At 66.9% G+C, this 20,819-nt stretch carries 17 protein-coding genes; 9 read left to right on the forward strand and 8 right to left on the reverse strand.

Translation table 11 applies throughout. The features are described 5' to 3' along the window. The first annotated feature begins 260 nt into the window (after positions 1-260). A complete protein-coding gene (locus FBY28_RS10365; protein WP_141866468.1) occupies positions 261-2,153 on the forward strand; it encodes a hypothetical protein in 1,893 nt (630 codons plus the stop codon). Between the two features lie 83 nt (positions 2,154-2,236). Here FBY28_RS10365 and ipdF read toward each other — a convergent pair whose 3' ends face one another. Both ipdF and ipdE1 read right to left on the reverse strand, forming a co-directional pair. After that, complete coding sequence (ipdF, locus tag FBY28_RS10370) at positions 2,237-3,025, reverse strand: (5R,7aS)-5-hydroxy-7a-methyl-1-oxo-2,3,5,6,7,7a-hexahydro-1H-indene-carboxyl-CoA reductase (RefSeq protein ID WP_141866470.1); 789 nt, start codon at positions 3,023-3,025, stop codon at positions 2,237-2,239. Next, positions 3,025-4,188, reverse strand: a complete 1,164-nt coding sequence (gene ipdE1, locus FBY28_RS10375) for an acyl-CoA dehydrogenase IpdE1 (protein WP_141866472.1) — start codon at positions 4,186-4,188, stop codon at positions 3,025-3,027. The genes ipdF and ipdE1 overlap by 1 nt, the downstream gene beginning before the upstream one ends. 47 nt (positions 4,189-4,235) lie before the next feature. Between ipdE1 and fadD3 the strand changes: the two genes are divergently transcribed. From fadD3 to ipdE2, 4 genes are read left to right on the forward strand one after another with little or no spacing between them, the layout of a single operon-like run. Further along, complete coding sequence (fadD3, locus tag FBY28_RS10380) at positions 4,236-5,810, forward strand: 3-((3aS,4S,7aS)-7a-methyl-1,5-dioxo-octahydro-1H-inden-4-yl)propanoate--CoA ligase FadD3 (RefSeq protein ID WP_141866474.1); 1,575 nt, start codon at positions 4,236-4,238, stop codon at positions 5,808-5,810. A 1-nt stretch (position 5,811) separates the two neighbouring features. Next, on the forward strand, positions 5,812-6,960 hold the full coding sequence (locus tag FBY28_RS10385; protein WP_141866476.1) for an acyl-CoA dehydrogenase family protein: 1,149 nt from the start codon (positions 5,812-5,814) through the stop codon (positions 6,958-6,960). After that, on the forward strand, positions 6,957-7,913 hold the full coding sequence (locus tag FBY28_RS10390; protein ID WP_141866478.1) for an acyl-CoA dehydrogenase family protein: 957 nt from the start codon (positions 6,957-6,959) through the stop codon (positions 7,911-7,913). The genes FBY28_RS10385 and FBY28_RS10390 overlap by 4 nt, the downstream gene beginning before the upstream one ends. After that, a complete protein-coding gene (ipdE2, locus tag FBY28_RS10395) occupies positions 7,910-8,845 on the forward strand; it encodes an acyl-CoA dehydrogenase IpdE2 (RefSeq protein WP_141866480.1) in 936 nt (311 codons plus the stop codon). Before FBY28_RS10390 ends, ipdE2 begins: the two co-directional genes overlap by 4 nt. Positions 8,846-8,884: 39 nt before the next feature. Here ipdE2 and FBY28_RS10400 read toward each other — a convergent pair whose 3' ends face one another. Next, complete coding sequence (locus FBY28_RS10400; RefSeq protein WP_141866481.1) at positions 8,885-9,436, reverse strand: isochorismatase family protein; 552 nt, start codon at positions 9,434-9,436, stop codon at positions 8,885-8,887. Positions 9,437-9,462: 26 nt separating this feature from the next. On the opposite strand from FBY28_RS10400, the gene FBY28_RS10405 reads away from it, so the two are divergent. Then, entirely contained in the window at positions 9,463-10,635 is a 1,173-nt protein-coding gene (locus FBY28_RS10405; protein WP_141866483.1) for a pyridoxal phosphate-dependent aminotransferase, read from the forward strand. Here the strand turns inward: FBY28_RS10405 and FBY28_RS10410 are convergent, their stop codons facing one another. Continuing rightward, positions 10,636-12,216 (reverse strand): HNH endonuclease signature motif containing protein, encoded by a 1,581-nt coding sequence (locus FBY28_RS10410; RefSeq protein WP_141866485.1) that lies wholly within the window; start codon positions 12,214-12,216, stop codon positions 10,636-10,638. It lies immediately after the preceding gene. A gap of 60 nt (positions 12,217-12,276) precedes the next feature. Beyond that, entirely contained in the window at positions 12,277-13,101 is an 825-nt protein-coding gene (locus tag FBY28_RS10415; protein WP_141866487.1) for an alpha/beta fold hydrolase, read from the reverse strand. 194 nt (positions 13,102-13,295) lie between these two features. Between FBY28_RS10415 and FBY28_RS10420 the strand changes: the two genes are divergently transcribed. Further along, positions 13,296-14,705: a xylulokinase gene (locus FBY28_RS10420; RefSeq protein ID WP_141866489.1), complete on the forward strand. Its 1,410-nt coding sequence runs from the start codon at positions 13,296-13,298 to the stop codon at positions 14,703-14,705. Here FBY28_RS10420 and FBY28_RS10425 read toward each other — a convergent pair. Genes FBY28_RS10425 through FBY28_RS10435 form a run of 3 tightly spaced genes read right to left on the reverse strand, consistent with a single transcriptional unit; the run spans position 14,702 to position 18,758 of the window. Then, positions 14,702-16,618 (reverse strand): acetoacetate--CoA ligase, encoded by a 1,917-nt coding sequence (locus tag FBY28_RS10425; protein WP_141866491.1) that lies wholly within the window; start codon positions 16,616-16,618, stop codon positions 14,702-14,704. The genes FBY28_RS10420 and FBY28_RS10425 overlap by 4 nt on opposite strands. Further along, on the reverse strand, positions 16,615-17,406 hold the full coding sequence (locus FBY28_RS10430; protein ID WP_141866492.1) for a 3-hydroxybutyrate dehydrogenase: 792 nt from the start codon (positions 17,404-17,406) through the stop codon (positions 16,615-16,617). Before FBY28_RS10430 ends, FBY28_RS10425 begins: the two co-directional genes overlap by 4 nt. Further along, on the reverse strand, positions 17,403-18,758 hold the full coding sequence (locus tag FBY28_RS10435) for an MFS transporter (protein ID WP_141866494.1): 1,356 nt from the start codon (positions 18,756-18,758) through the stop codon (positions 17,403-17,405). The genes FBY28_RS10430 and FBY28_RS10435 overlap by 4 nt, the downstream gene beginning before the upstream one ends. A gap of 74 nt (positions 18,759-18,832) precedes the next feature. On the opposite strand from FBY28_RS10435, the gene FBY28_RS10440 reads away from it, so the two are divergent. Both FBY28_RS10440 and FBY28_RS10445 read left to right on the forward strand, forming a co-directional pair. Then, complete coding sequence (locus FBY28_RS10440; RefSeq protein WP_286177918.1) at positions 18,833-19,732, forward strand: LysR family transcriptional regulator; 900 nt, start codon at positions 18,833-18,835, stop codon at positions 19,730-19,732. Positions 19,733-19,799: 67 nt separating this feature from the next. Next, the gene (locus FBY28_RS10445) at positions 19,800-20,789 is read left to right on the forward strand and encodes a hypothetical protein (RefSeq protein ID WP_141866498.1); all 990 of its coding nucleotides are present in this window, start codon (positions 19,800-19,802) and stop codon (positions 20,787-20,789) included. Positions 20,790-20,819 lie beyond the last annotated feature (30 nt).

Here is a 20,819-nt window from a genome sequence, read left to right on the forward strand (position 1 = left end):
CGCGTAACAACGTTTCCTGTGCAACATCTGCAGGAACGCTGACAAGACACCGCGCACAGCAATGTCCGAACAGCCATCGGGCGCCCTCGAGGACGGCCCACCCCCTGTTCGATCGACAGCGATACCGCCGGTTCAGCTAATTCGTGTGCGATCTAGCTAGAACTGACGTTCTCGCAAAATGCGACCGTATCGGCCCCCCGCTCCATAAGCTCACCGTGATCTATTCGATACAACTGACCAGTTTCAAGGGGAAACCGCATATGGAGATCTCAGCCCGTCCCTACTTCAAGGCGGGAGTCGCCCTGACAGCGGCCAGCGCCATCGCGCTCACCCCGCTGATGGTCCCGACCGAGGGCCGTACCTTTGCGATACCCAAGGTCAGCACGGCTGAGGTGCAGTTGGCTGCCGTCATCAACCCCGCCGATGTCGACCGGTTGATCGCGGCACTGCGCACCGGCCTCGCCGATATCACCAACGGCATCGGGTCGGTCGAGACCTTCACCACCGACACCCTTGCCGGTGCCCTCGCCGAGGCCCAGCGCCTCAACACCGGTTTCTGGGATCCCATCGTCGCTGCCGCCGGAACCGGTGTCCTCGGCTCACTGGTGACCGCGGTCAGCAACTACTCTCAGGCCAGCCTGGCGATGACGGCGGAGAGCATCAACGGGGTCGCCGGCTCGACTGTCACGCTGCCCGGCGATATCACCAACATCATCGGCAGCACCCTGATCGGCTCGCTGAACACCGCGCTGTACGCCATCACCGATGTGATCAACAACCCGTTCAAGTTGTCCAGCTACACCGGTCTGCTGGCCGGCGTGGTGAACATCATCGGCGACGCCCTGGTGGGGCAGGACCCCAACCATGACACCGGCCTGTTGTCCGGGCCTGCCGGGACCAACAGCATTTTGTCGACCGCGCTGATTGCCACCCTCGGCGGCGTCGTCGGCACCGTCGGACTGGGCTTCAGTGGGATCACCGGCCAGGTCAATCTCGCGGTGGACTCGCTGAACGCCGCACTGGACACACTCGCCCAGCAGAGCGGCAGTCAGCTGCTCACCGGAGTGGTCGGTCTCATCCAGGGCCTGGCCATCAACCCGATCAAGATCATCAACAACGCCGGCGTTCTCAACGGGCTGGTCGAGATCGGCTTCCCGCTGCTCGGTGCGGTGTCCCCGATCACGGACGCCACGGCGAAAGCCGTGATCGGCGTGCAGAACGGACTCAATGTCGCACTGGACGCCATCGGATCCAATCCTCTCGATCTGGCCAGTTACACCACCGCGCTGGGTGGACTGTTCAACGGCGGATTCGACGTCACGGGTGCCGGTATCACGATCGGCACCTCGCTGCTCACCACGCCAGGCAGCCTGCTGGCCGGTGTCACCAAGACGACCGCGGGCCTCGTCACCGAGCTGACCACCAATCTCGCCGCGACCGTCGCCGCGGCCCTCACCCAGATCGGCCTGGGCCAGGCCGCCGAACTGGTGGTCAACCTGGGCGCCGCGGTGAACACCGCGGTCAACTCGGTCCGCGACATCGTCGCCGACAACGTGTTCGGTGGGATCAACGGTGTCATCACCAACATCAGCACCGGCCTGAACGGTGTCAACGAGAACGCCAGGACCATCATCGATAACCTGCTCAACTACCACCCGGTGGCACCGGCCGGCGCGACTGCCGACTCGCTCGGCGCCGGTCCGGAGGGCGGCGAGGTGTCTGCGTCGTTGGTTGCCGACAACACCACCAACGAGACCGAGGCCGAGGCCACCAACGAGGCCGAGACTCAGGAAGCGGCCGCATCCGATGAGACGGCAGCGGTGACGGAGGAGTCAACCGAGGAGCTGACCTCGGTCACCGAAGCCTCGACCACTGAACAGGATTCCGAGGACTCGGAGACCGCCGAGTCCACCCGGACGGCCTTCATCTCCTCCGCATCCGAGAGTGCCGAATCCGAGAGCACCACCGACGGAACCGAGGACACCGGCAAGACCGCTGCGCGGACGAACGGGGCGGGTACCGCTGCGCCGTCCGTCACCGAGTCGGTGTCCACAGATACCGCCGCGGCCAACGAGTCGACCGACCGTGAGTCGACCGATCGTTCCGAAGGGCCCGACCGGAGTGCGTCCGCCGGAGGCGACAGCACCGACTGACCGGACCCGATATCAAGCACCACGCCGCAGCGCCCTGTCCGGGCCGCTGCGGCGTGGTGTTTTTCGGGTCAGCTGTCGGTCGGTCAGGCGCGCTGACTGGAGACCGAGATGACCTCTCCGGTCAGGTAACTGGAGTAGTCGCTGGCCAGGAAGGCGATGGTGGATGCGATCTCCCAGGGTTCGGCCGCACGGCCGAAGGCCTCGTCGCCGGCGAGGCGGTCCAGCAGCTCTGCCGACGAGGTCTTCTCCAGAAACTTGTGCCGCGCGATGCTCGGGGACACCGCATTGATCCGGACCCCGTACTCGACGGCTTCGATTGCGCTACAGCGGGTCAGCGCCATGACGCCGGCCTTGGCCGCGGCGTAGTGCGACTGCGAGTGCTGGGCACGCCAGCCCAGCACGCTGGCGTTGTTGACGATGACACCGCCGTGCGGCGCGTCCCGGAAGTAGCGCAACGCGGCCCGGGTGGCGCGCATGACCGAGGTCAGCGTCACGTTGACGACGCGGTCCCATTCCTCGTCGGTCATATCGACGACGGGAGTCTGCCCACCGAGACCGGCATTGTTGACCAGAACATCCAGGCGGCCCGCCTTCTGCACCGATTCGGTGATCAGGTTGTCGACGGCGGCGGTGGAGGTGACATCGCAAACCACCGAATCGACCTTGCCAAGTCCCAGTGCCGCGAGCTCCTCTCGGGTCTCACCGAGCCGACGCTCGTGGAAGTCGGAGACCACGACGTCGGCACCCTCCAACAGTGCCCGCCGGGCGGTGGTCGACCCGATCCCGGTACCGGCCGCCGCAGTGACCAGGACGACCTTTCCCTTCAGAAGTCCGTGTCCGGCAATCTCTTCGGGTACTTCTGACAGGCTCATCAGCCTTTGGCCTCTCGTGGTAGGCCGAGCACCCGCTCGGCGATGATGTTGCGCTGGATCTCGTTGGATCCGCCGTAGATGGTGTCGGAGCGGGAGAACAGGTACAGCCGTTGCCATTCGTCGAATTCGCCATTGTCGAGGGTGAGCCCAGCGGTCCCCTGCACGTCCATCGCGATCTCGCCGAGCTCGCGATGCCAGTTGGCCCACAACAACTTCGACACGTTGTCTTTTCCTGGGGCGGCCTGGCCGCCTCCTTCGACGTCCATCGTCGCAAGCGAATAGGAACGCATCGCCTTCAGACCGGTCCAGGATCGAGTCAACCGCTCGCGGATCAGTGGGTCATCGGCGGCACCGGTGCGCTTGGCCAGTTCTACCAAGTTGGAATGCTCACGGGCATAACGGATCTGCTGACCCAGCGTCGACACACCACGTTCGAAGGTCAGCAGGCCCATCGCGACCCGCCAGCCGTCACCGGGTTCCCCGACGACAAGGTCGGCCTCGGTACGGGCGTCGTCGAAGAACACCTCGTTGAACTCGGAGTCGCCGGTCAGCTGAATGATCGGGCGGATCTGCACGCCCGGCTGATCCAGCGGCACCAGCAGGAAGGACAGCCCGGCATGTCGCTTGGACCCCTTCTCGGATCGCGCGACCACGAAGCACCACTGCGCCCAGTGCGCCAGCGACGTCCAGACCTTCTGCCCGTTGAGCACCCAGTGGTCACCATCGAGCACAGCAGTGGTCGACACATTGGCCAGATCGCTACCGGCATTGGGCTCGGAGTAGCCCTGGCTCCACAGCTCGGTGACATCGCGGATACCCGGCAGGAAACGCTGCTGCTGTTCGGGCGTTCCATAGGCGATCAGCGTCGGGCCCAGCAGTTCCTCACCGAGGTGATTCACCTTGTCCGGCGCGTCGGCCTTGGCGTACTCCTCGTAGAAGGCCACCCGGTGCGCGACCGTCAGACCACGGCCGCCGTGCTCCTCCGGCCAGCCCAGGCAGGTCAGGCCTGCCGCGGCCAGATGCTGGTTCCACGCCCGGCGTTCCTCGAAGGCCTCATGCTCACGACCCGGGCCGCCGAGGCCCTTGAGCGCTGCATATTCACCGACGAGGTTGTCGGCGAGCCACTGCCGGACCTCGGCCCGGAACTCCTCGACCTCAATCACCCTTGTAGGCTAACCTACCAAGCACTTGCTTTGTTAGAGGAGCGTCAATGACGAGCGACCCGCAGGCCGGTGGGCAGGAGCGCAGCGACCGGGGAATCAGAACCGTTCCGGCGGTCCTGGACCGGATTGCCGTGCAGTTTTCCGACCACGATGCGGTGGTGACGGCCGACAGACGTCTCACCTACCGGCAGCTCCGCGACGAGGTTCGGCGCGCAGCCGCGGCAATGATCGATCTCGGAGTGGCCGCGGGCGACCGCGTGGCCATCTGGTCGCCGAATACCTGGCATTGGGTGGTCGCCGCGCTGGCCACCCACCATGCGGGCGCCATCGTGGTCCCGCTGAACACCCGCTACACCGCCTCCGAGGCGGCCGACATCCTTGCGCGCACAGCAGCCCCACTGCTGATCGCCGCCGGAGCGTTCCTCGGCGCCGACCGCACCGGCCAACTCGACCGTGCCGCGTTGCCCGCGCTGCGCGATATCGTGCGCATCCCGATCGACGCGCAGGACGGCACCTGGGACGACTTCATGGCCCGCGGTGACAAGGATGGCGCATTGGCCGCCGTCGATGCCCGCGCCGCCGCGGTCTCCCCCGACGACGTATCCGACATCCTGTTCACCTCCGGCACCACCGGCCGCAGCAAGGGCGTGCGGTGCGCACACCGGCAATCCCTGGATGCCTCGGCCGCCTGGGCGGCCTGCGGGCAGGTCACCGACACCGACCGCTACCTGTGCATCAACCCGTTCTTTCACAACTTCGGTTACAAGGCAGGCATTCTCGCGTGCCTGCAAACCGGAGCTACGCTGTATCCCCTGCTCACCTTCGATCCCGAGCAGGCCATGAAGGCCGTCGCCGAACACCGGATCACCGTGCTGCCCGGTCCGCCCACGATCTACCAGACCCTGCTGGACCACCCACGCCGCGCCGACTACGACCTGTCGTCGCTGCGGTTCGCGGTGACCGGGGCCGCCGTCGTGCCCGTCGTGCTGATCGAACGGATGCAATCCGAGCTCGACATCGACATCGTGCTGACCGCCTACGGATTGACCGAGGCCGCCGGCTTCGGCACCATGTGCCGCGCCGACGACGATGCCGTCACCGTGGCCACCACCTGCGGACGCCCCATCGCCGACTTCGACCTTCGCATCGACGACTCCGGTGAGGTCCTGCTGCGCGGGCCCAATGTCATGCTCGGCTACCTCGATGATCCGGAGGCCACCGCGGCCGCCATCGACGACGAGGGTTGGCTGCACACCGGCGATATCGGCAGGCTCGACGACGCAGGCAATCTCACCATCACCGACCGGCTCAAGGACATGTACATCTGCGGTGGGTTCAATGTCTATCCCGCCGAGATCGAACAGGTGCTGGCCCGTCTCGACGGGGTGGCCGAGTCCGCGGTGATCGGTGTCCCCGACGATCGCCTCGGCGAGGTCGGCAGAGCCTTCGTGGTGGCCAAGCCCGGTGCCGATCTCGACGAGGAGACCGTCATCGCCCACACCCGTACACATCTGGCGAATTTCAAGGTGCCCCGTTCAGTGGTGTTCCTCGACGTGCTGCCACGCAACCCTGGAGGCAAAGTGGTCAAACCGACACTGCGCGAACTCGACGGGAGGAGCTGAGATGGATCTGGCATTCGACGAGGACAGCGAGGCGTTCCGCCACGAGGTCCGCGAATTCCTCGACGCCAACCGGGATTCGTTCCCCACCAAGTCTTATGACACCCGTGAGGGATTCGACCAGCATCGGACCTGGGACAAGGTGCTCTTCGACGCCGGGCTGTCGGTGATCGCCTGGCCGCAGAAGTACGGCGGCCGGGACGCCAGCCTGCTGCAGTGGGTGGTCTTCGAGGAGGAGTACTTCCGCGCCGGTGCCCCCGGCAGGGCCAGCGCCAACGGCACCTCGATGCTGGCGCCGACACTGTTCGCGCACGGCACCGAAGAACAGCTGGACCGGGTGCTGCCCAAAATGGCCAGCGGTGAGGAGATCTGGGCGCAGGCCTGGTCCGAGCCCGAGTCGGGCAGTGACCTGGCATCGCTGCGTTCCACCGCCACCCGCACCGAGGGCGGCTGGCTCCTCAACGGTCAGAAGATATGGAGTTCGCGCGCCGTGTTCGGCGAGCGGGCCTTCGGCCTCTTCCGGTCCGACCCGCAGGCCCAGCGACACAAGGGCCTGACCTACTTCATGTTCGACCTGCATGCCCAGGGTGTCACGGTGCGGCCGATCGCCCAGCTCGGCGGCGACACCGGTTTCGGTGAGATCTTCCTCGACGATGTGTTCGTACCCGACGAGGACGTCATCGGCGAGCCCAATGACGGCTGGCGCGCGGCGATGAGCACGTCGAGCAACGAGCGCGGTATGTCCCTGCGCAGTCCGGCGCGATTCCTCGCGCCGGCGGAACGACTTGTGAAGCAGTGGAAGGCCAACCCGGATCCGGTGTTCACCGATCGCGTTGCCGATGCCTGGATCAAGGCCCAGGCCTATCGCCTGCACACCTTCGGCACCGTCACCCGGCTGGCGGGCGGTGGTGAACTCGGCGCGGAATCCTCGGTGACGAAGGTGTTCTGGTCGGATCTGGATGTCGCACTGCACCAGACCGCGCTGGATCTGCAGGGCGCCGAGGCCGAGATCGTCGACCAGACGACCGAGGGTCTACTGTTCGCGCTCGGCGGGCCTATCTACGCAGGCACCAACGAGATCCAGCGCAACATCATCGCCGAGCGCCTGCTGGGCCTGCCACGTGAGATTTCTGGGGGGAAGCCCAAGTCATGAACTTCGAGATAGACGACCAGCAGCGCGATTTCGCATCGAGCATCGATGCCGCACTCGGCGCGGCCGACGTCCCGGCCGCCATCCGGGCCTGGGCCGACGGTGATTCCGCCCCCGCCCGCAAGGTGTGGGCACAGCTCACCGACCTCGGCGTGACCGCCCTCTCGGTGGCCGAGAAGTTCGACGGGATCGAGGCGCAACCGATCGATCTGGTGGTGGCACTGGAACGGCTCGGTTACTGGGCCGTGCCGGGTCCGGTCACCGAATCGATTGCCGTGGCGCCCATCCTGCTCGCCGATGACGAACGGTCCGCGGCGCTGGCTGCCGGGGAACTGATCGCCACCGTGGCACTGCCGCCGCAGGTGCCCTACGCCGTCAACGCGGACTTCGCGGGGCTGACGCTGTTGGCCGGTGATGGTCTGGCGGCCGAGGCGACAACGGGTGCCGCGCACGATTCGGTCGATCCCACGCGGCGGCTCTTCGAGGTCGACGCATCCGGGGACGGACAGTCTGCCGATACCGCACGCGCCTACGAGTTCGGGGTGCTGGCCACGGCCGCCCAGCTGGTCGGTGCCGGGCAGGCGATGCTGGACCTGTCGGTGGCCTATGCCAAGCAGCGCACCCAGTTCGGCCGGGTGATCGGGTCCTACCAGGCCATCAAGCACAAGCTCGCCGATGTCCACATCGCGGTCGAGATGGCGCGCCCGCTGGTTCACGGTGCGGCGTTGGCGCTTGCCGACGGGTCACCGGACACCGCCCGCGATGTGAGCGCGGCCAAGGTGGCCGCCGCCGATGCCGCGCTGCTCGCGGCGCGTTCGTCGCTGCAGACCCACGGCGCCATCGGATTCACCCAGGAACATGACCTGTCGCTGTTGCTTCTTCGAGTCCAGGCATTGCGCTCGGCCTGGGGTGACCCGAGCCTGCACCGTCGTCGCCTGTTGGAGGTCCTCTCGTGAGTGAAGAACGCGAACTGCTGCGCTCCACCGTTGCGGCATTGGTCGACAAGCACGCCACCCCCGAAGCGGTCCGTGCCGCGATGGAGTCCGACCGCGGCTACGACGAGTCGCTGTGGAAGCTGTTGTGCGAGCAGGTCGGTGCCGCGGCACTGGTCATCCCCGAGGATCTCGGTGGGGCCGGAGGTGAGCTCGCCGACGCCGCCGTGGTCCTGGAGGAGCTCGGTAAGGCGCTGGTTCCCACACCGCTGTTGGGGACCACGCTGGCCGAGCTGGCCCTGCTGCATACCGGGGACCACGAGTCGTTGGAGGGTCTTGCCGAGGGTGCCTCGATCGGCACGGTGGTCTTCGATCCCGAGTATGTGGTCAACGGTGACATCGCCGATATCGTGATCGCCGCCGACGGAACCGAGCTGACCAGGTGGACGAATGTCACCGCGCGGCCGCACGCGACGATGGACCTGACCCGCCGGCTGTCATCGGTGACCGCCGGCGAGACCGCCGCGTTGGGAACCGATCCCGGACTCGCCGACACCGCTGCCCTGTTGCTGGCCGCCGAACAGATCGGTGCCGCCGCCCGGGCGCTGGACCTCACGGTGGCCTACACCAAGGACCGGGTGCAGTTCGGCAGGCCGATCGGCAGCTTCCAGGCGCTCAAACACCGAATGGCCGATCTCTACGTCACGGTGCAATCGGCACGGGCGGTCATCTACGACGCGATCGCCGATCCCTCCCCGGCGTCGGCCTCGCTGGCACGGGTGTTCGCCAGCGAAGCGCTGACCGACGTGGCCGCCGAGGCGGTGCAGCTCCACGGTGGCATCGCGATCACCTGGGAGCACGACATCCAGCTGTACTTCAAGCGGGCGCATGCCAGTGCCCAGCTGCTCGGGCCGCCCCGTGAGCACCTGCGTCGTCTGGAGGCTCAAGTTTTCTAGGCGGCTCGCCGCCGTTGTTTTCTAGGCGGCCTTTGTCCGCTAGGCCAGTTCCACATCATCGGCATCGACGACGGCGGCCGTGCGTCCCGGCGCGCTCTGGTGCGCCCAGTACAAGTTGGTGTGTGCGACAACCATTTCCGGCGGCGGTGCACCCCACTGCGTGAGATCGACGGTGGTGTGCGCGTCCCCGACCAGCGTGACGTCATAGCCGCGGACGAAAGCACCGTGGATGGTCGATCGGACGCACTGATCACTGCAGGCGCCCGCCACCACCAACCTGCCGACTCGCAGGCCGGCCAGCACATCCTCGAGGTCCGTCGCTTCGAACGAGTCACCGTGTTTCTTCTCGATGACCGATTCGGTGTGACCGGGCACCAATTCGTCGACGACGCGCCAGCCGGCGCTGCCGTACACCAGTTCGTCGTCGGAATGCTGCACCCAGACCACCGGCGTCCTCTCGGCCCGCGCCCGGTCGACCAGCCTGGCGATGGCGGCGACGACCTCGTCACGACGTACCGCGTCGGCAACGACCTGTTCCTGGACGTCGACGACGAGGAGTGCGCTGTGCGGCCGGTCGTGCAAGGTGGTCATGGTGACCGCAGACTAGCCTGGATTCGATGTCTACTGAAGCTCTGCGCGCCGGAATTCCGCCGTTCTACGTGATGGACGTCTGGCTGGCCGCGGCCGAACGCCAGCGCACCCACGGCGACCTGGTCAACCTGTCCGCGGGCCAGCCCAGCGCACAGGCCCCGGAACCGATCCGGGCCGCCGCCGCAGCGGCGCTGGCCGGCCACAACCTGGGATACACCGTGGCACTGGGCATCCCGGAATTGCGGACGGCCATCGCGGAGTCGTACCACACCAAGCATGGGATAGACGTCGACATGGACGCCGTGGTCATCACCACCGGGTCGACCGGCGGATTCCTGCTCGCCTTCCTGTCCTGCTTCGACGTCGGCGACCGCGTCGCGGTGACCAGCCCCGGATACCCGTGCTACCGCAACATCCTGTCGGCCCTGGGATGCGAGGTCGTCGAGGTGCCGTGCGGTCCCGACACCCGTTTCCAGCCGACGGTGGCGATGCTCGATGCGCTCGACCCGCCGGTGAAGGGGTTGATCATCGCCAGTCCGGCCAACCCGACCGGCACGATCATCCCGTCCGCAGATCTGGCCGCCATCGTGTCGTGGTGCGACGAACGCGACGTGCAGCTGGTCAGCGATGAGATCTACCACGGTCTGGAGTATCAGGGTGCGCCTGCGACCAGTTCCGCATGGGAGACCTCCCGCAATCCCATTGTGGTCAACAGCTTCTCGAAATACTTCGCCATGACGGGTTGGCGACTGGGCTGGCTCCTGGTGCCCGCGCCGCTGCGTCGTGCGGTCGACCGGCTGACCGGGAACTTCTCCATCTGTCCGCCGACGCTGCCGCAACTGGCCGCGGTCGCGGCGTTCGACCCGGCGTCGCTGGCCGAGGCGGAAGCATTGGTTCGGGACTACACCGCCAATCGTGAGGTGCTGCTGACCGGCTTGACCCAGATCGGTCTGGACCGCCTGGCCCCGGCCGATGGGGCGTTCTACGTGTATGCCGACATCTCCGAGTATTCCAACGATTCCCTCGACTTCTGCGCCCGCCTGCTGGCCGATACCGGTGTGGCCATCGCGCCGGGCGTGGATTTCGACACGGTGCATGGTGGATCGTTCGTGCGGTTGTCCTTCGCCGGTGCCGCATCGGATATCACCACCGCGCTCGAGCGGATGGGGCCGTGGTTGGCAGGCCAGAGCGGCCGGTAGTCAGAACGGCGGGTCACCGTCGAGGGCGATAGCGGTGGCGTTGCGGGTGCGTTCGGTGTGGATGCGGTAGTCGCGGTCGTGTTGTCGGGTGCGTTGGCGCCGTGGGATGTCGGGTTCGCGGTCGCCGAGATTGTTGTGGTCGCCGATGAGGGTGATGTGGCGTGTTCTCGGTATCGGGGTGTCGATGGTGTTGTGGGGGAACAGAATCGGCCCCAGTGGCATCGTTGTGTACCGGTGTCCGGTGGGTGCAGTCCATGTGGTGGTGCCGTCGGGGTGGGCTGCCGGTGTCCAGCCGGTTTTCATGGTTTTGAGTAGGTGGTGTTCGCGGCAGAGCGGTCGCAGATTGCCCGGATGGGTCGCCCCCGCCGGCCACGGGGCGAGATGGTCGAGGTCGCAGCGTTGGGCGGGTTTCCCGCACCCGGGGAAGCAGCACGTCATCGATGTCATGTGGACGTAGGCGGCCAGTTTCGCCGAGGGGCGGTAGCGGGGTTCGGAGCCCAGGTTGGTTGCGCTGCTCAGGGGCCGGACCCTCGCGCCGGTGGCGATGAGCTCGGTGAGCAGGTGGGCGGGGATGATCGCCCCGTCCAGGGTGATCCCGGCACCCACGTCTGGTGGAGCGCTGGCGGCCGGTGCCGTGGGAGTCGAGGGCGCCGACGGTGGCTGTGGCTCGGCTCCAAACTGGGTGGGCGCGGCTTCCTCGGGCGCTGCTGGTCCCTGCATACCGCTGTCATCGGGCGTCGGCCCGGCAGCCGGTTTCGCCCCGTGCCCGCTATCGGGTTCCTGTCCGGTGAGCACGTAGATGGTCACCGCACCCGCCCGAGGATCCTTGCCCGACCTCGCGCAGTCGGGGTTACCGCACAGGCAGGTGAGTTGGTCGGCGCCGGCCAGGACGGCGGCCAGGGCGTCGGCGCGGCGTTCGGCCATGGTCCGCGGATCACCGTCGCAGACACCGTTGGCGAGGGTGTTGAGGCGGGTGTCGCTGATCGCGGCGTCGGTGGTGCGCATCCGTCCCCAGAACGAGACCACCCCGTCGGGGTCGTCACGGTCACCGAAGTCGATGTAGCGGTCTTTGGCGGCGGCCTTGGATCGGATGACCGCGACCGGGTCGAAGGTGTGCACCCAGAAGTCGACCGCGGTGATCAGCGCGCTCTCTGACAATGCGCCGTATTGGTGGGCGGTGCCGGCGATCCCGGCATCGATCAACGCCAGCGCCTCCTCGTCACAGACCAGCTGGGTGCGCCAGCAGATCGCATTGATCACCTTCGCCGAGACCAAGCCGCGAGCGAACACCTCGGCGGTCCTCGGTAGCCGGTCACGCAGGGCCATCGCAATACGCATCTGGGCACTGGCGGCCCGGGGGCTGAGGGTGCAGGCGGCACTGATCTCGGCTTTGGCCAGTGCCCATCCGTCGACCAGCTTCAACGCCGACGATTCGTCTTCGTCCTCGCAGTGCCGGGCGGTGACCTCGGCGATCGCGGCCAGCCGCCGGGCCGCCGCGGCCGCCTCGGCACGGGTGGCATCGGTGACCTCGGCGATGAGCGCCTCATCGCTCAACCCCGACAAACCCGATCGTTCGAACATGTGTTCGAGTGTATCGAGACCCTACGACAAGTACCGACAATCGGACCCACCGCAGCCGGTTCAGGACTGCAGGAACGACAGCAGGTCTGCGTTGATGACATCCGCATGCGTCGTCGGCATCCCGTGCGGAAAATCCTCGTAGGTGATCAGCGTGCCGTTCTGCAACAAATCGGCCGACTTCGGACCGGCCGCAACGTAGGGCACGATCTGGTCGTCGCGGCTGTGCATCACCAGTGTGGGCACCGTGATCTTCTTGAGGTCCTCGGTGAAGTCGGTCTGGGAGAAGGCAACGATCCCGTCGTAATGGGAGAGTGCGTCACCCATCATGCCCTGCCGCCACCAGTTTTCGATGATCGCCGGATCCGACTGCGCGCCGGGACGATTGAACCCGTAGAACGGACCCGACGGCAACGCCCGATAGAACACCGAGCGGTTGGCCGCCAGCTGTGCCTGCAGGTCGTCGAACACGCTCTTGGGCAGCCCCTCGGGATTGGCCTCGGTCTGCACCATGAGCGGCGGCACCGCGCTGATCAACGCGGCCTTGGACACTCGGCTCTCGCCGTGGCGGGCCAGATAGCGCACCACCTCACCACCACCGGTGGAATGCCCGACGTGGATCGCGTCGCGCAGGTCGAGATGGTCGGTGAGCGCGGCGAGGTCATCGGCGTAGTGGTCGAGGTCATGCCCGTCCGGCGTCTGTGTCGACCGCCCGTGCCCACGGCGGTCGTGGGCGATGACCCGGTAACCGTGGGACAGGAAGAACAACATCTGGTTGTCCCAGTCGTCGGAGGACAACGGCCAGCCATGGCTGAAGACAATCGGCTGCCCGGATCCCCAGTCCTTGTAGAAGATCTGCGTACCGTCACCTGTGTTGAGAACGCTCATGACAGATCAGCCTGCACCTTCGCTCGCCGGAAGTCGTTACCGCTAGCCGCCATTGTGCCTGCAGGTCGGCATCCATGCCCGGAATCAACCCGACCCCGTCGAGCGACGGTCGTCGTTCCTGCCCACGGACTGATCTAGCCTTTTGTCTTTGCGCGAACACACAATGAGACGCGGGCTCCCCGGGAGGTTCTGACATGGCAGGTTCGCACACGACGCTGGTCGCCGGAATCGATTCGTCCACGCAATCGACCAAGGTGGTGGTCTGCGACGCGGCGACCGGTGCGGTGCTGCGCACGGGCAGTGCCCCGCATCCCCGCGGCACCGAGATAGACCCCCAGCACTGGTGGCACGCGCTGCAATCGGCCATCCAGACTGCGGGTGGTATCGACGATGTCGCGGCGGTCTCGGTCGGCGCCCAGCAACACGGCATGGTCTGTCTCGACGATGCCGGTCGAGTCGTGCGCGATGCCCTGTTGTGGAACGACACCCGGTCAGGAGAAGCCGCCGGCCAGCTCGTCGCCGAGCTCGGCGGCCCTTCGGCGTGGGCGGAGCGCGTCGGGGTGGTCCCGGTCGCGGCGGTCACCGCGGCCAAGCTGCGCTGGCTCGCCGACCACGAATCGCGCAATGCCGATGCGACGGCGGCGGTATGCCTGCCGCACGACTGGCTCACCTGGCGGCTGAGCGGGTCGCAGGACATCGCCGAGCTGCGCACGGACCGCAGCGATGCCAGCGGGACCGGGTACTTCTCGGCTGCCACCGGCAGCTACGAGTACGACCTGCTCGAATGTGCCCTTCGCGGTCGCCGGCCGGCGGTTCCCGCCGTGCTCGGACCGCGAGACCGCGCGGGGACGACGTCCGGAGGCGCCGTGTTGGGTCCCGGTGCCGGTGACAACGCCGGGGCGGCACTGGGATTGAGTGCCACGGTCGGTGACTGTGTGGTGTCGCTGGGTACATCCGGGGTGGTCAGCGCCGTCGGCACGACGCCCGCCCACGATGGCGAGGGCATCGTCGCCGGGTTCGCCGACGCCACCGGCAGGCACCTGCCGCTGGTGTGCACCCTCAACGGCGCACCCGTGCTGGCGGCGGTCGCGGCGATGCTCGACGTCGATTTCGATGAGTTCGACCGACTCGCATTGTCGGCACCCGCCGGGGCCGACGGATTGGTTCTGATTCCGTACTTCGATGGTGAGCGCTCCCCCAACCTGCCCGACGCGGCCGGTGCGATGCACGGGGTCACCACGCGAAACCTGATTCCTGCCAATATCGCTCGGGCGGCCGTCGAGGGCCTACTCGGCTCCATGGCCTACTGCATGCAGAAGATCGCCGGCCAGGGCATTCCGACCCAGCGCATGATCCTGATCGGTGGCGGGGCCCGCTCACAGGCGGTGCGGCAGATCGCCCCCGCGATATTCGGCACGACCGTCGACGTGCCCGAGACCGGCGAGTACGTCGCGCTCGGCGCCGCCCGCCAGGCGGCCTGGGTCCTGTCCGGCCGAGAAGAACAGCCGGAGTGGGACGGCGGGGCGACCCAGACCTACCGGGCGGACCCCACACCGGAAGTCCTGGACCGCTATCTGGGCCTGCAGGAACTGACGGTGCGCTAGCGACGCTGGGCGGAATACCAGTCGAGCAGATCCGGATTGTCGACGGCGCTGCGCTCGACCACCTTTGACACATCGGCACCCTGGAACAGCTTCTTGATCGGCACCTCGAGCTTCTTGCCGGTGCGCGTGTGCGGGATGCCGGGCGCGAGGATGACCTCGTCGGGTACGTGCCGCGGCGAGACCTCGGTGCGGATGGTCTGCTTGATCTTGTCGACCAGTTCGTCGGTCAACGACACCCCGTCGGCGGGCACCACGAACAGCGGCATCCAATAGCCACCGTCGGGCTGCTCGGCACCGATCACGAGGGCCTCGGCGATCTCGGGCAGCCGCTCGACGGACTGGTAGATATCCGCACTGCCCATCCGGATTCCGTGCCGGTTGAGGGTGGAATCGGACCGGCCGTGCACGATGACGCTGCCGCGTTCGGTGATGGTGATCCAGTCGCCATGCCGCCAGACACCGGGGAACATATCGAAATACGCTTCCCGGTAACGAGATCCGTCGGGATCGTTCCAGAATGACACCGGCATCGACGGAAGGGGTTTGGTGATCACCAGCTCGCCGACCTCACCACGGACCGGTGTGCCGGACTCGTCCCAGGCGTCCACCGCCGCGCCGAGGAACGGCACGGACAGCTCCCCCGGCCACACCGGCACCGTGCGCACCCCACCGATGAACGCCGACACCACATCGGTACCACCACTGATCGAGGCGACCTGCACGTGTGCCCCGAGGTTGTCCCGCATCCACAGCGCCGTCGACGCCGGCAACGACGATCCGGTGATCCCGACGGTGCGCAGGGCGCGGAGGTCATGATCGGCGCGGGGCACCGCTCCGGCCTTGGTGCAGCTCAACACATAGCCGGGGCTGGTACCGAGCACCGTGACGCCGAGCCGGGCGGTCATCTCCCACAGCGCATCCGGGGTCGGGTAGGACGGGCTGCCGTCGTAGCAGACGATGGTGGCGCCCACCAGCAGACCGGCGACCTGGAAGTTCCACATCATCCAACTCGGGCTGGTGTACCAGAAGAAGGTGTCCGCGGGCCCGATATCACTCTGCAGGGCAACGGCTTTGAGGTGTTCGACCAACACGCCACCGTGGCCGTGCACGATGCCCTTGGGCAGCCCGGTGGTTCCCGAAGAGAACAGGATCCACAGCGGGTGGTCGAATTCGACCTCGGTCGTCCTCAGCTCGGTGTCACCGGCGGTGACGGTCGCGAAGTCGAGCTGCCCCTCGGGTGTCGGCGCCAGCCGGGACACCGAGACGGTAGCGGTCAACGAGGGCAGTCCGGCTCGCAACTCGGCCACATCGGCACTCTTGTCGTGGGTCCTACCGCCGAACCGGTAGCCGTCGGCGGTCACCAGCACCACCGGCTCCAGTTGACCGAGCCGGTCCAGCGCGGCCTTCGCCGAATAGTCCTGGCCACAGGCGCTCCACACCGCACCGATCGAGGCGGTACCGAGAAAGGCGATGACCGCCTCGGCAATATTGGGCAGATATCCCACCACGCGGTCACCCGGCCGCACCCCGAGCTCGACCAGCGCATCCGCGAAGGAAGCTGTGCGACTGAGCAATTCGCCCCAGGAGAGCTCGGTGACAGCGGAATCCTCGCCGAGACTCAGGATGGCGGGCCGGTCGGTGCGGGCCTGCCGGGCGATCTGGTCGACATAGTTCAGGCGCACACCGGGGAACCAGACCGCACCCGGCATCGAGTCATCGGCCAGGACCTCGCCGGGGATCTCACCGAGGTCGAAGTAGCGCCACAGCGCGCCCCAGAAGGCCTCGGGTTCGTCGACCGACCACCGCCACAGGTCGCGGTAGTCACCCTCCTGTCCGGCGAACCGGGCAAAGGCGGTGACCTGTGCGTCGGCGATATCGGCTGCTGTCGGTTCCCACTGGGGCTCGGGGCTCACCGGGCGCTCCACCCACCATCCATCGTGTACGACGCGCCGGTGACCATGCCGGCCTGATCGGAGGCCAGCCAACCCACCAGCGAGGCCACCTCCTGCGGTTCCACGAGACGTTTGATGGCGCTCTCCTTGAGCAGGATCTGCTCGACGACCTGCTGCTCGTCGATACCGTGGGTGCGGGCCTGATCGGTGATCTGCTTGTCCACCAGCGCCGTCCGCACATATCCGGGGTTGACGCAGTTGCTGGTCACCCCGTGCGGGCCGCCCTCCAGCGCGGTCACCTTCGATAGCCCTTCCAGCGCATGCTTGGCCGTCACATACGCGACCTTATATTCGGAGGCCCGCAGTCCGTGCACCGACGACAGATTGATGACGCGGCCGAATCCGGCCTCGTACATGTGCGGTAGCGCCGCCCGGATCAGTAGGAAGGGCACCTCGGTCATCAGCGTCAGCAAGGTGCGGAAGGCTTCCGGCGGGAACTCGACTATCGGCGCCACCCGCTGCACGCCCGCGTTGTTGACCAGGATGTCGACATCGAGGCGCAGACCCTCAAGACCGGACACGTCGAGCAGATCGACCGGCCACGCGGTGCCGCCGATCTCATCGGCCAGTGCCTGCGCCCCCTCGGCATCCCGGTCGGCCACGGTCACCTTCGCGCCGCGGGTAGCCAGTTCGCGGGCGCAGGCCGCACCGATACCGGCGGCCGCCCCGGTGACCAGCGCGGTCTTTCCCGACAGGCCCGATGCCGTTGATTCGCTCAGAACCGTTGATTCGCTCGCAGGCTCGCTCATGCCCGCGCCCCGGCAATGTCACGGGCATCGGCGTCGTCGAGCGTCTTGAGGTCGATGCCCTTGGTCTCCCGGGTGACCAGTGCCGCCAGGAACGAAACACCGCATGCCAGGCCGAGATACACCGCGATCGGCACCGACGAGTCGTAGATGTCGAGCAGTTTCACCGCGATGATCGGCGCCAGCGATCCGGCGACGATCGAGGTGACCTGATAGCCAAGCGAGACACCGGAATAGCGCATCCGGGTGGGGAACATCTCGGACATGATGGCCGGTTGCGGCGCGTACATCAGCGCGTGGATCATCAGACCGATTGTCACCGAGGCCGTCACCACCGCGTAGTTTCCGCTGTTCATCATCGGGAAGGCGAAGAAGCCCCAGGAGGCCCCGAGCAGCGCACCCACGATGTACACCGGCCGGCGACCGTAATGGTCGGACAAGCGGCCGACCAGCGGGATGACCGCGAAGTGCACGGCGTGGGCGAAGAGCAAGTACCAGAGGATGGTGCTGGTGTCGGCGCCCACCTGGGTCTTGAGATAGGTGATGGAGAACGTGACCACCAGGTAGTACATGATGTTCTCGCCGAACCGCAGACCCATGGCGGTGAAAACGCCTCGGGGGTAACGCTTGAGCACCTCGACGACCGACAACGAGCTCGCCTTGATGCGCTCGGCCTCCTGCTGCGCTTCGACGAAGATCGGCGCATCGGTGACCTTGGTGCGGATGTAATAGCCGACCAGCACCACCACCGCCGACAGCCAGAACGCGACCCGCCAGCCCCAGGACAGGAATGCGGCATCGGAGAGTGTGGTGGTCAGGACCAGCAGCACGATGGTGGCGAGCAGATTGCCTGCGGGCACACCGGCTTGCGGCCAGCTGGCCCAGAATCCGCGCTGTCGGCTGGGGCTGTGCTCGGCGACCAGCAGGACCGCACCACCCCACTCGCCGCCGACGGCGAAGCCCTGGATGAACCGCAGTGTCACCAGCAGCGCCGGCGCCCAGTAGCCGATCTGGTCGAAGGTCGGCAGGCAGCCCATCGCGAAGGTGGCCGCGCCGACCAGCAGCAGGCTGAACTGCAGCAGCTTCTTGCGACCGTACTTGTCGCCGAAGTGGCCGAAGACGATGCCGCCGAGCGGGCGGGCGACGAACCCGACGGCGTACGTGACGAACGCGGCGAGGATGGCGTCGAGTTCACTACCGGTCTGGGCGAAGAAGACCTTGCTGAAGACCAGCGTCGCAGCCGTGCCGTAGAGGAAGAACTCGTACCACTCGACGACCGTTCCGGCCATCGATGCCGCGACGACGCGTTTGAGCCCGGTGGTCGACTGGGGTGAATTGTGATCGGCAGCACACATAGGCCTGAGTATTCATGCAGGTAACACCGCGCACAATGACCAGAAACGCACCACTTATCTGCAAAAATGCAGATATGTCCGTGCCGAGCGCCGATGATCTGCTGATCCTGCTGGCCGTCGGGCGGACCGGACGCTATGTCGGTGCCGCCGATCAGCTCGGCGTCAACCACACCACCATTTCGCGGCGGATCGCCGCGCTCGAGCAGGCCATCGGTGCACGCGTGCTCACCCGCGTCGGGGCCGGCTGGGAGCTGACCGACCGCGGTCGTGAAGTGCTCGCCGCCGCCGAGGCCGTCGAAGCCGCGGTGCGCTCGCTGGCCGACGCCGACGGCGGTCCGCGCGCGCTGGAGGGTGTCGTGCGGATCTCGGCCACCGATGGATTCAGCGCCTATATCGCCGCGCCGGCCGCCGCGGACGTGCAGCGCAACCACCCCGGTGTGTCGGTCGAGATCGTGGCGGCCACCCGCCGGGCCAGTCAGCAACGGGCCAGCGTCGACATCGAGATCGTGGTGGGTGAACCAACCGTGCATCGCGCACAGGCCATCCGGCTCGGTGACTACTGCCTCGGGCTGTACGGCTCACGGCGCTATCTTTCCGAGCACGGCACACCGCACGAGGTCCACGAGCTGGCCGGACATCCGTTGGTCTACTTCATCGACTCCATGCTGCAGGTCGACGAGTTGGACCTGGCCGCCAACTTCGCCCCGGCGATGCGGCAGTCGGTGTCCTCGACCAATGTCTTCGTGCACGTCGAGGCGACCCGGGCCGACGCGGGCCTCGGTCTGCTGCCGTGCTTCATGGCCGATCGACACGACGATCTGGTCCGGGTGCTGCCCGCCGAGGTGTCGGTGCGGCTGACCTACTGGCTGGTGACCCGCGCCGAGACGTTGCGCAGGCCCGAAGTCGAGGCGATCGTCGAGGCGATAGGTGACCGGGTGCGCGAGCACGCCGACGTACTGCTGGGCTCGGTATGAGCACCGACGTCGCCGTTGTATGGGATTGCGTTCCTGCCAACCACTCTGGGATGGCATTCTTACGGCGATGGCAATTGGGCTGAGCAAGGACACCAAGAGCACGCTGGTCAAACTTCTGGCCGCGGCCGCGCTGGTCGCTGTCCTGCTGGGCGGCTTCGCGGCCTGCCTGCACACCGTCCGGGACAGTGGTGGTGAGCAGGCGGCGAGCAAGACCGGTCCGGCATTGGAGGGCACCTTCAAGGTCGATGTCGGTCCGACCGCGACGCCGGACGGCAAGCCGGTCGCCGGCACGGCCCGCACCGAGACGTGGGTGGCGCGATCGGTCTGCAAGGGCACCGACTGCGTTGCCACGGTGGCCGTGGTGAATCCGCAGGACGCCGCCGGAGCGCCGTTGTACACCATGGTGTTCGACTACCTCGACGGTGATTGGCTGCAGGTGCGCGAGGCTCCCGACAAATGCAAGGTCGGTGATGTCGACACCGATGTCCAAGGGTGGACCGTCATTTCGCTGACACCGCAGCTCGACGGGTCGATGAACGGTGAGTACACCTGGGCCACCGCGCCCGCCCTGTGCGCGAACAAACGCGCCATCCATCTGACCCCGACCACCGGGTCGGGGGTCAGCGTCACCGCACCGGATCCGGCCGCGGAACCGCCGCTGCGTCCGGCACCCGGCGCGGCTCTGCGGGGTGTCTACACCTACTCACAGACCTACCGGGAGACCGGGCAGACCTTCCCGCCGCACGACTACAAGGCGACGACCTACTGCCTGCGCACGGGCGACCGGTGCGTGAGCCTGATGTCCACGATCGACACCAACAATCTCTTCGTGATGCTTTACGGTGACGGACGTTTCAGCGCCAGCTTCCCGGAGGGCGACGCCGAGTGCACCGACGGCGTCGGCAAGGTCCGGCAGACCTCGCGCGACGACCTCCCGTTGCCGCAGGGCCCGCAGAACCCCATCGTCGCGCTGACGGGTACCTCGTTCCAGGAGTACATCGGAGACTGCCCGGCGAAGGTCGAACTCGACGTGAAGCTGCAGCGGGTGGGCGACTAGAGGGTCAGAGGGCCCCAGGCGAGCGAAGCG

Origin of the sequence: Arthrobacter sp. SLBN-53 (assembly GCF_006715585.1) — a bacterium.
GTDB classification, from domain to species: Bacteria; Actinomycetota; Actinomycetes; order Mycobacteriales; family Mycobacteriaceae; genus Mycobacterium; species Mycobacterium neoaurum_A.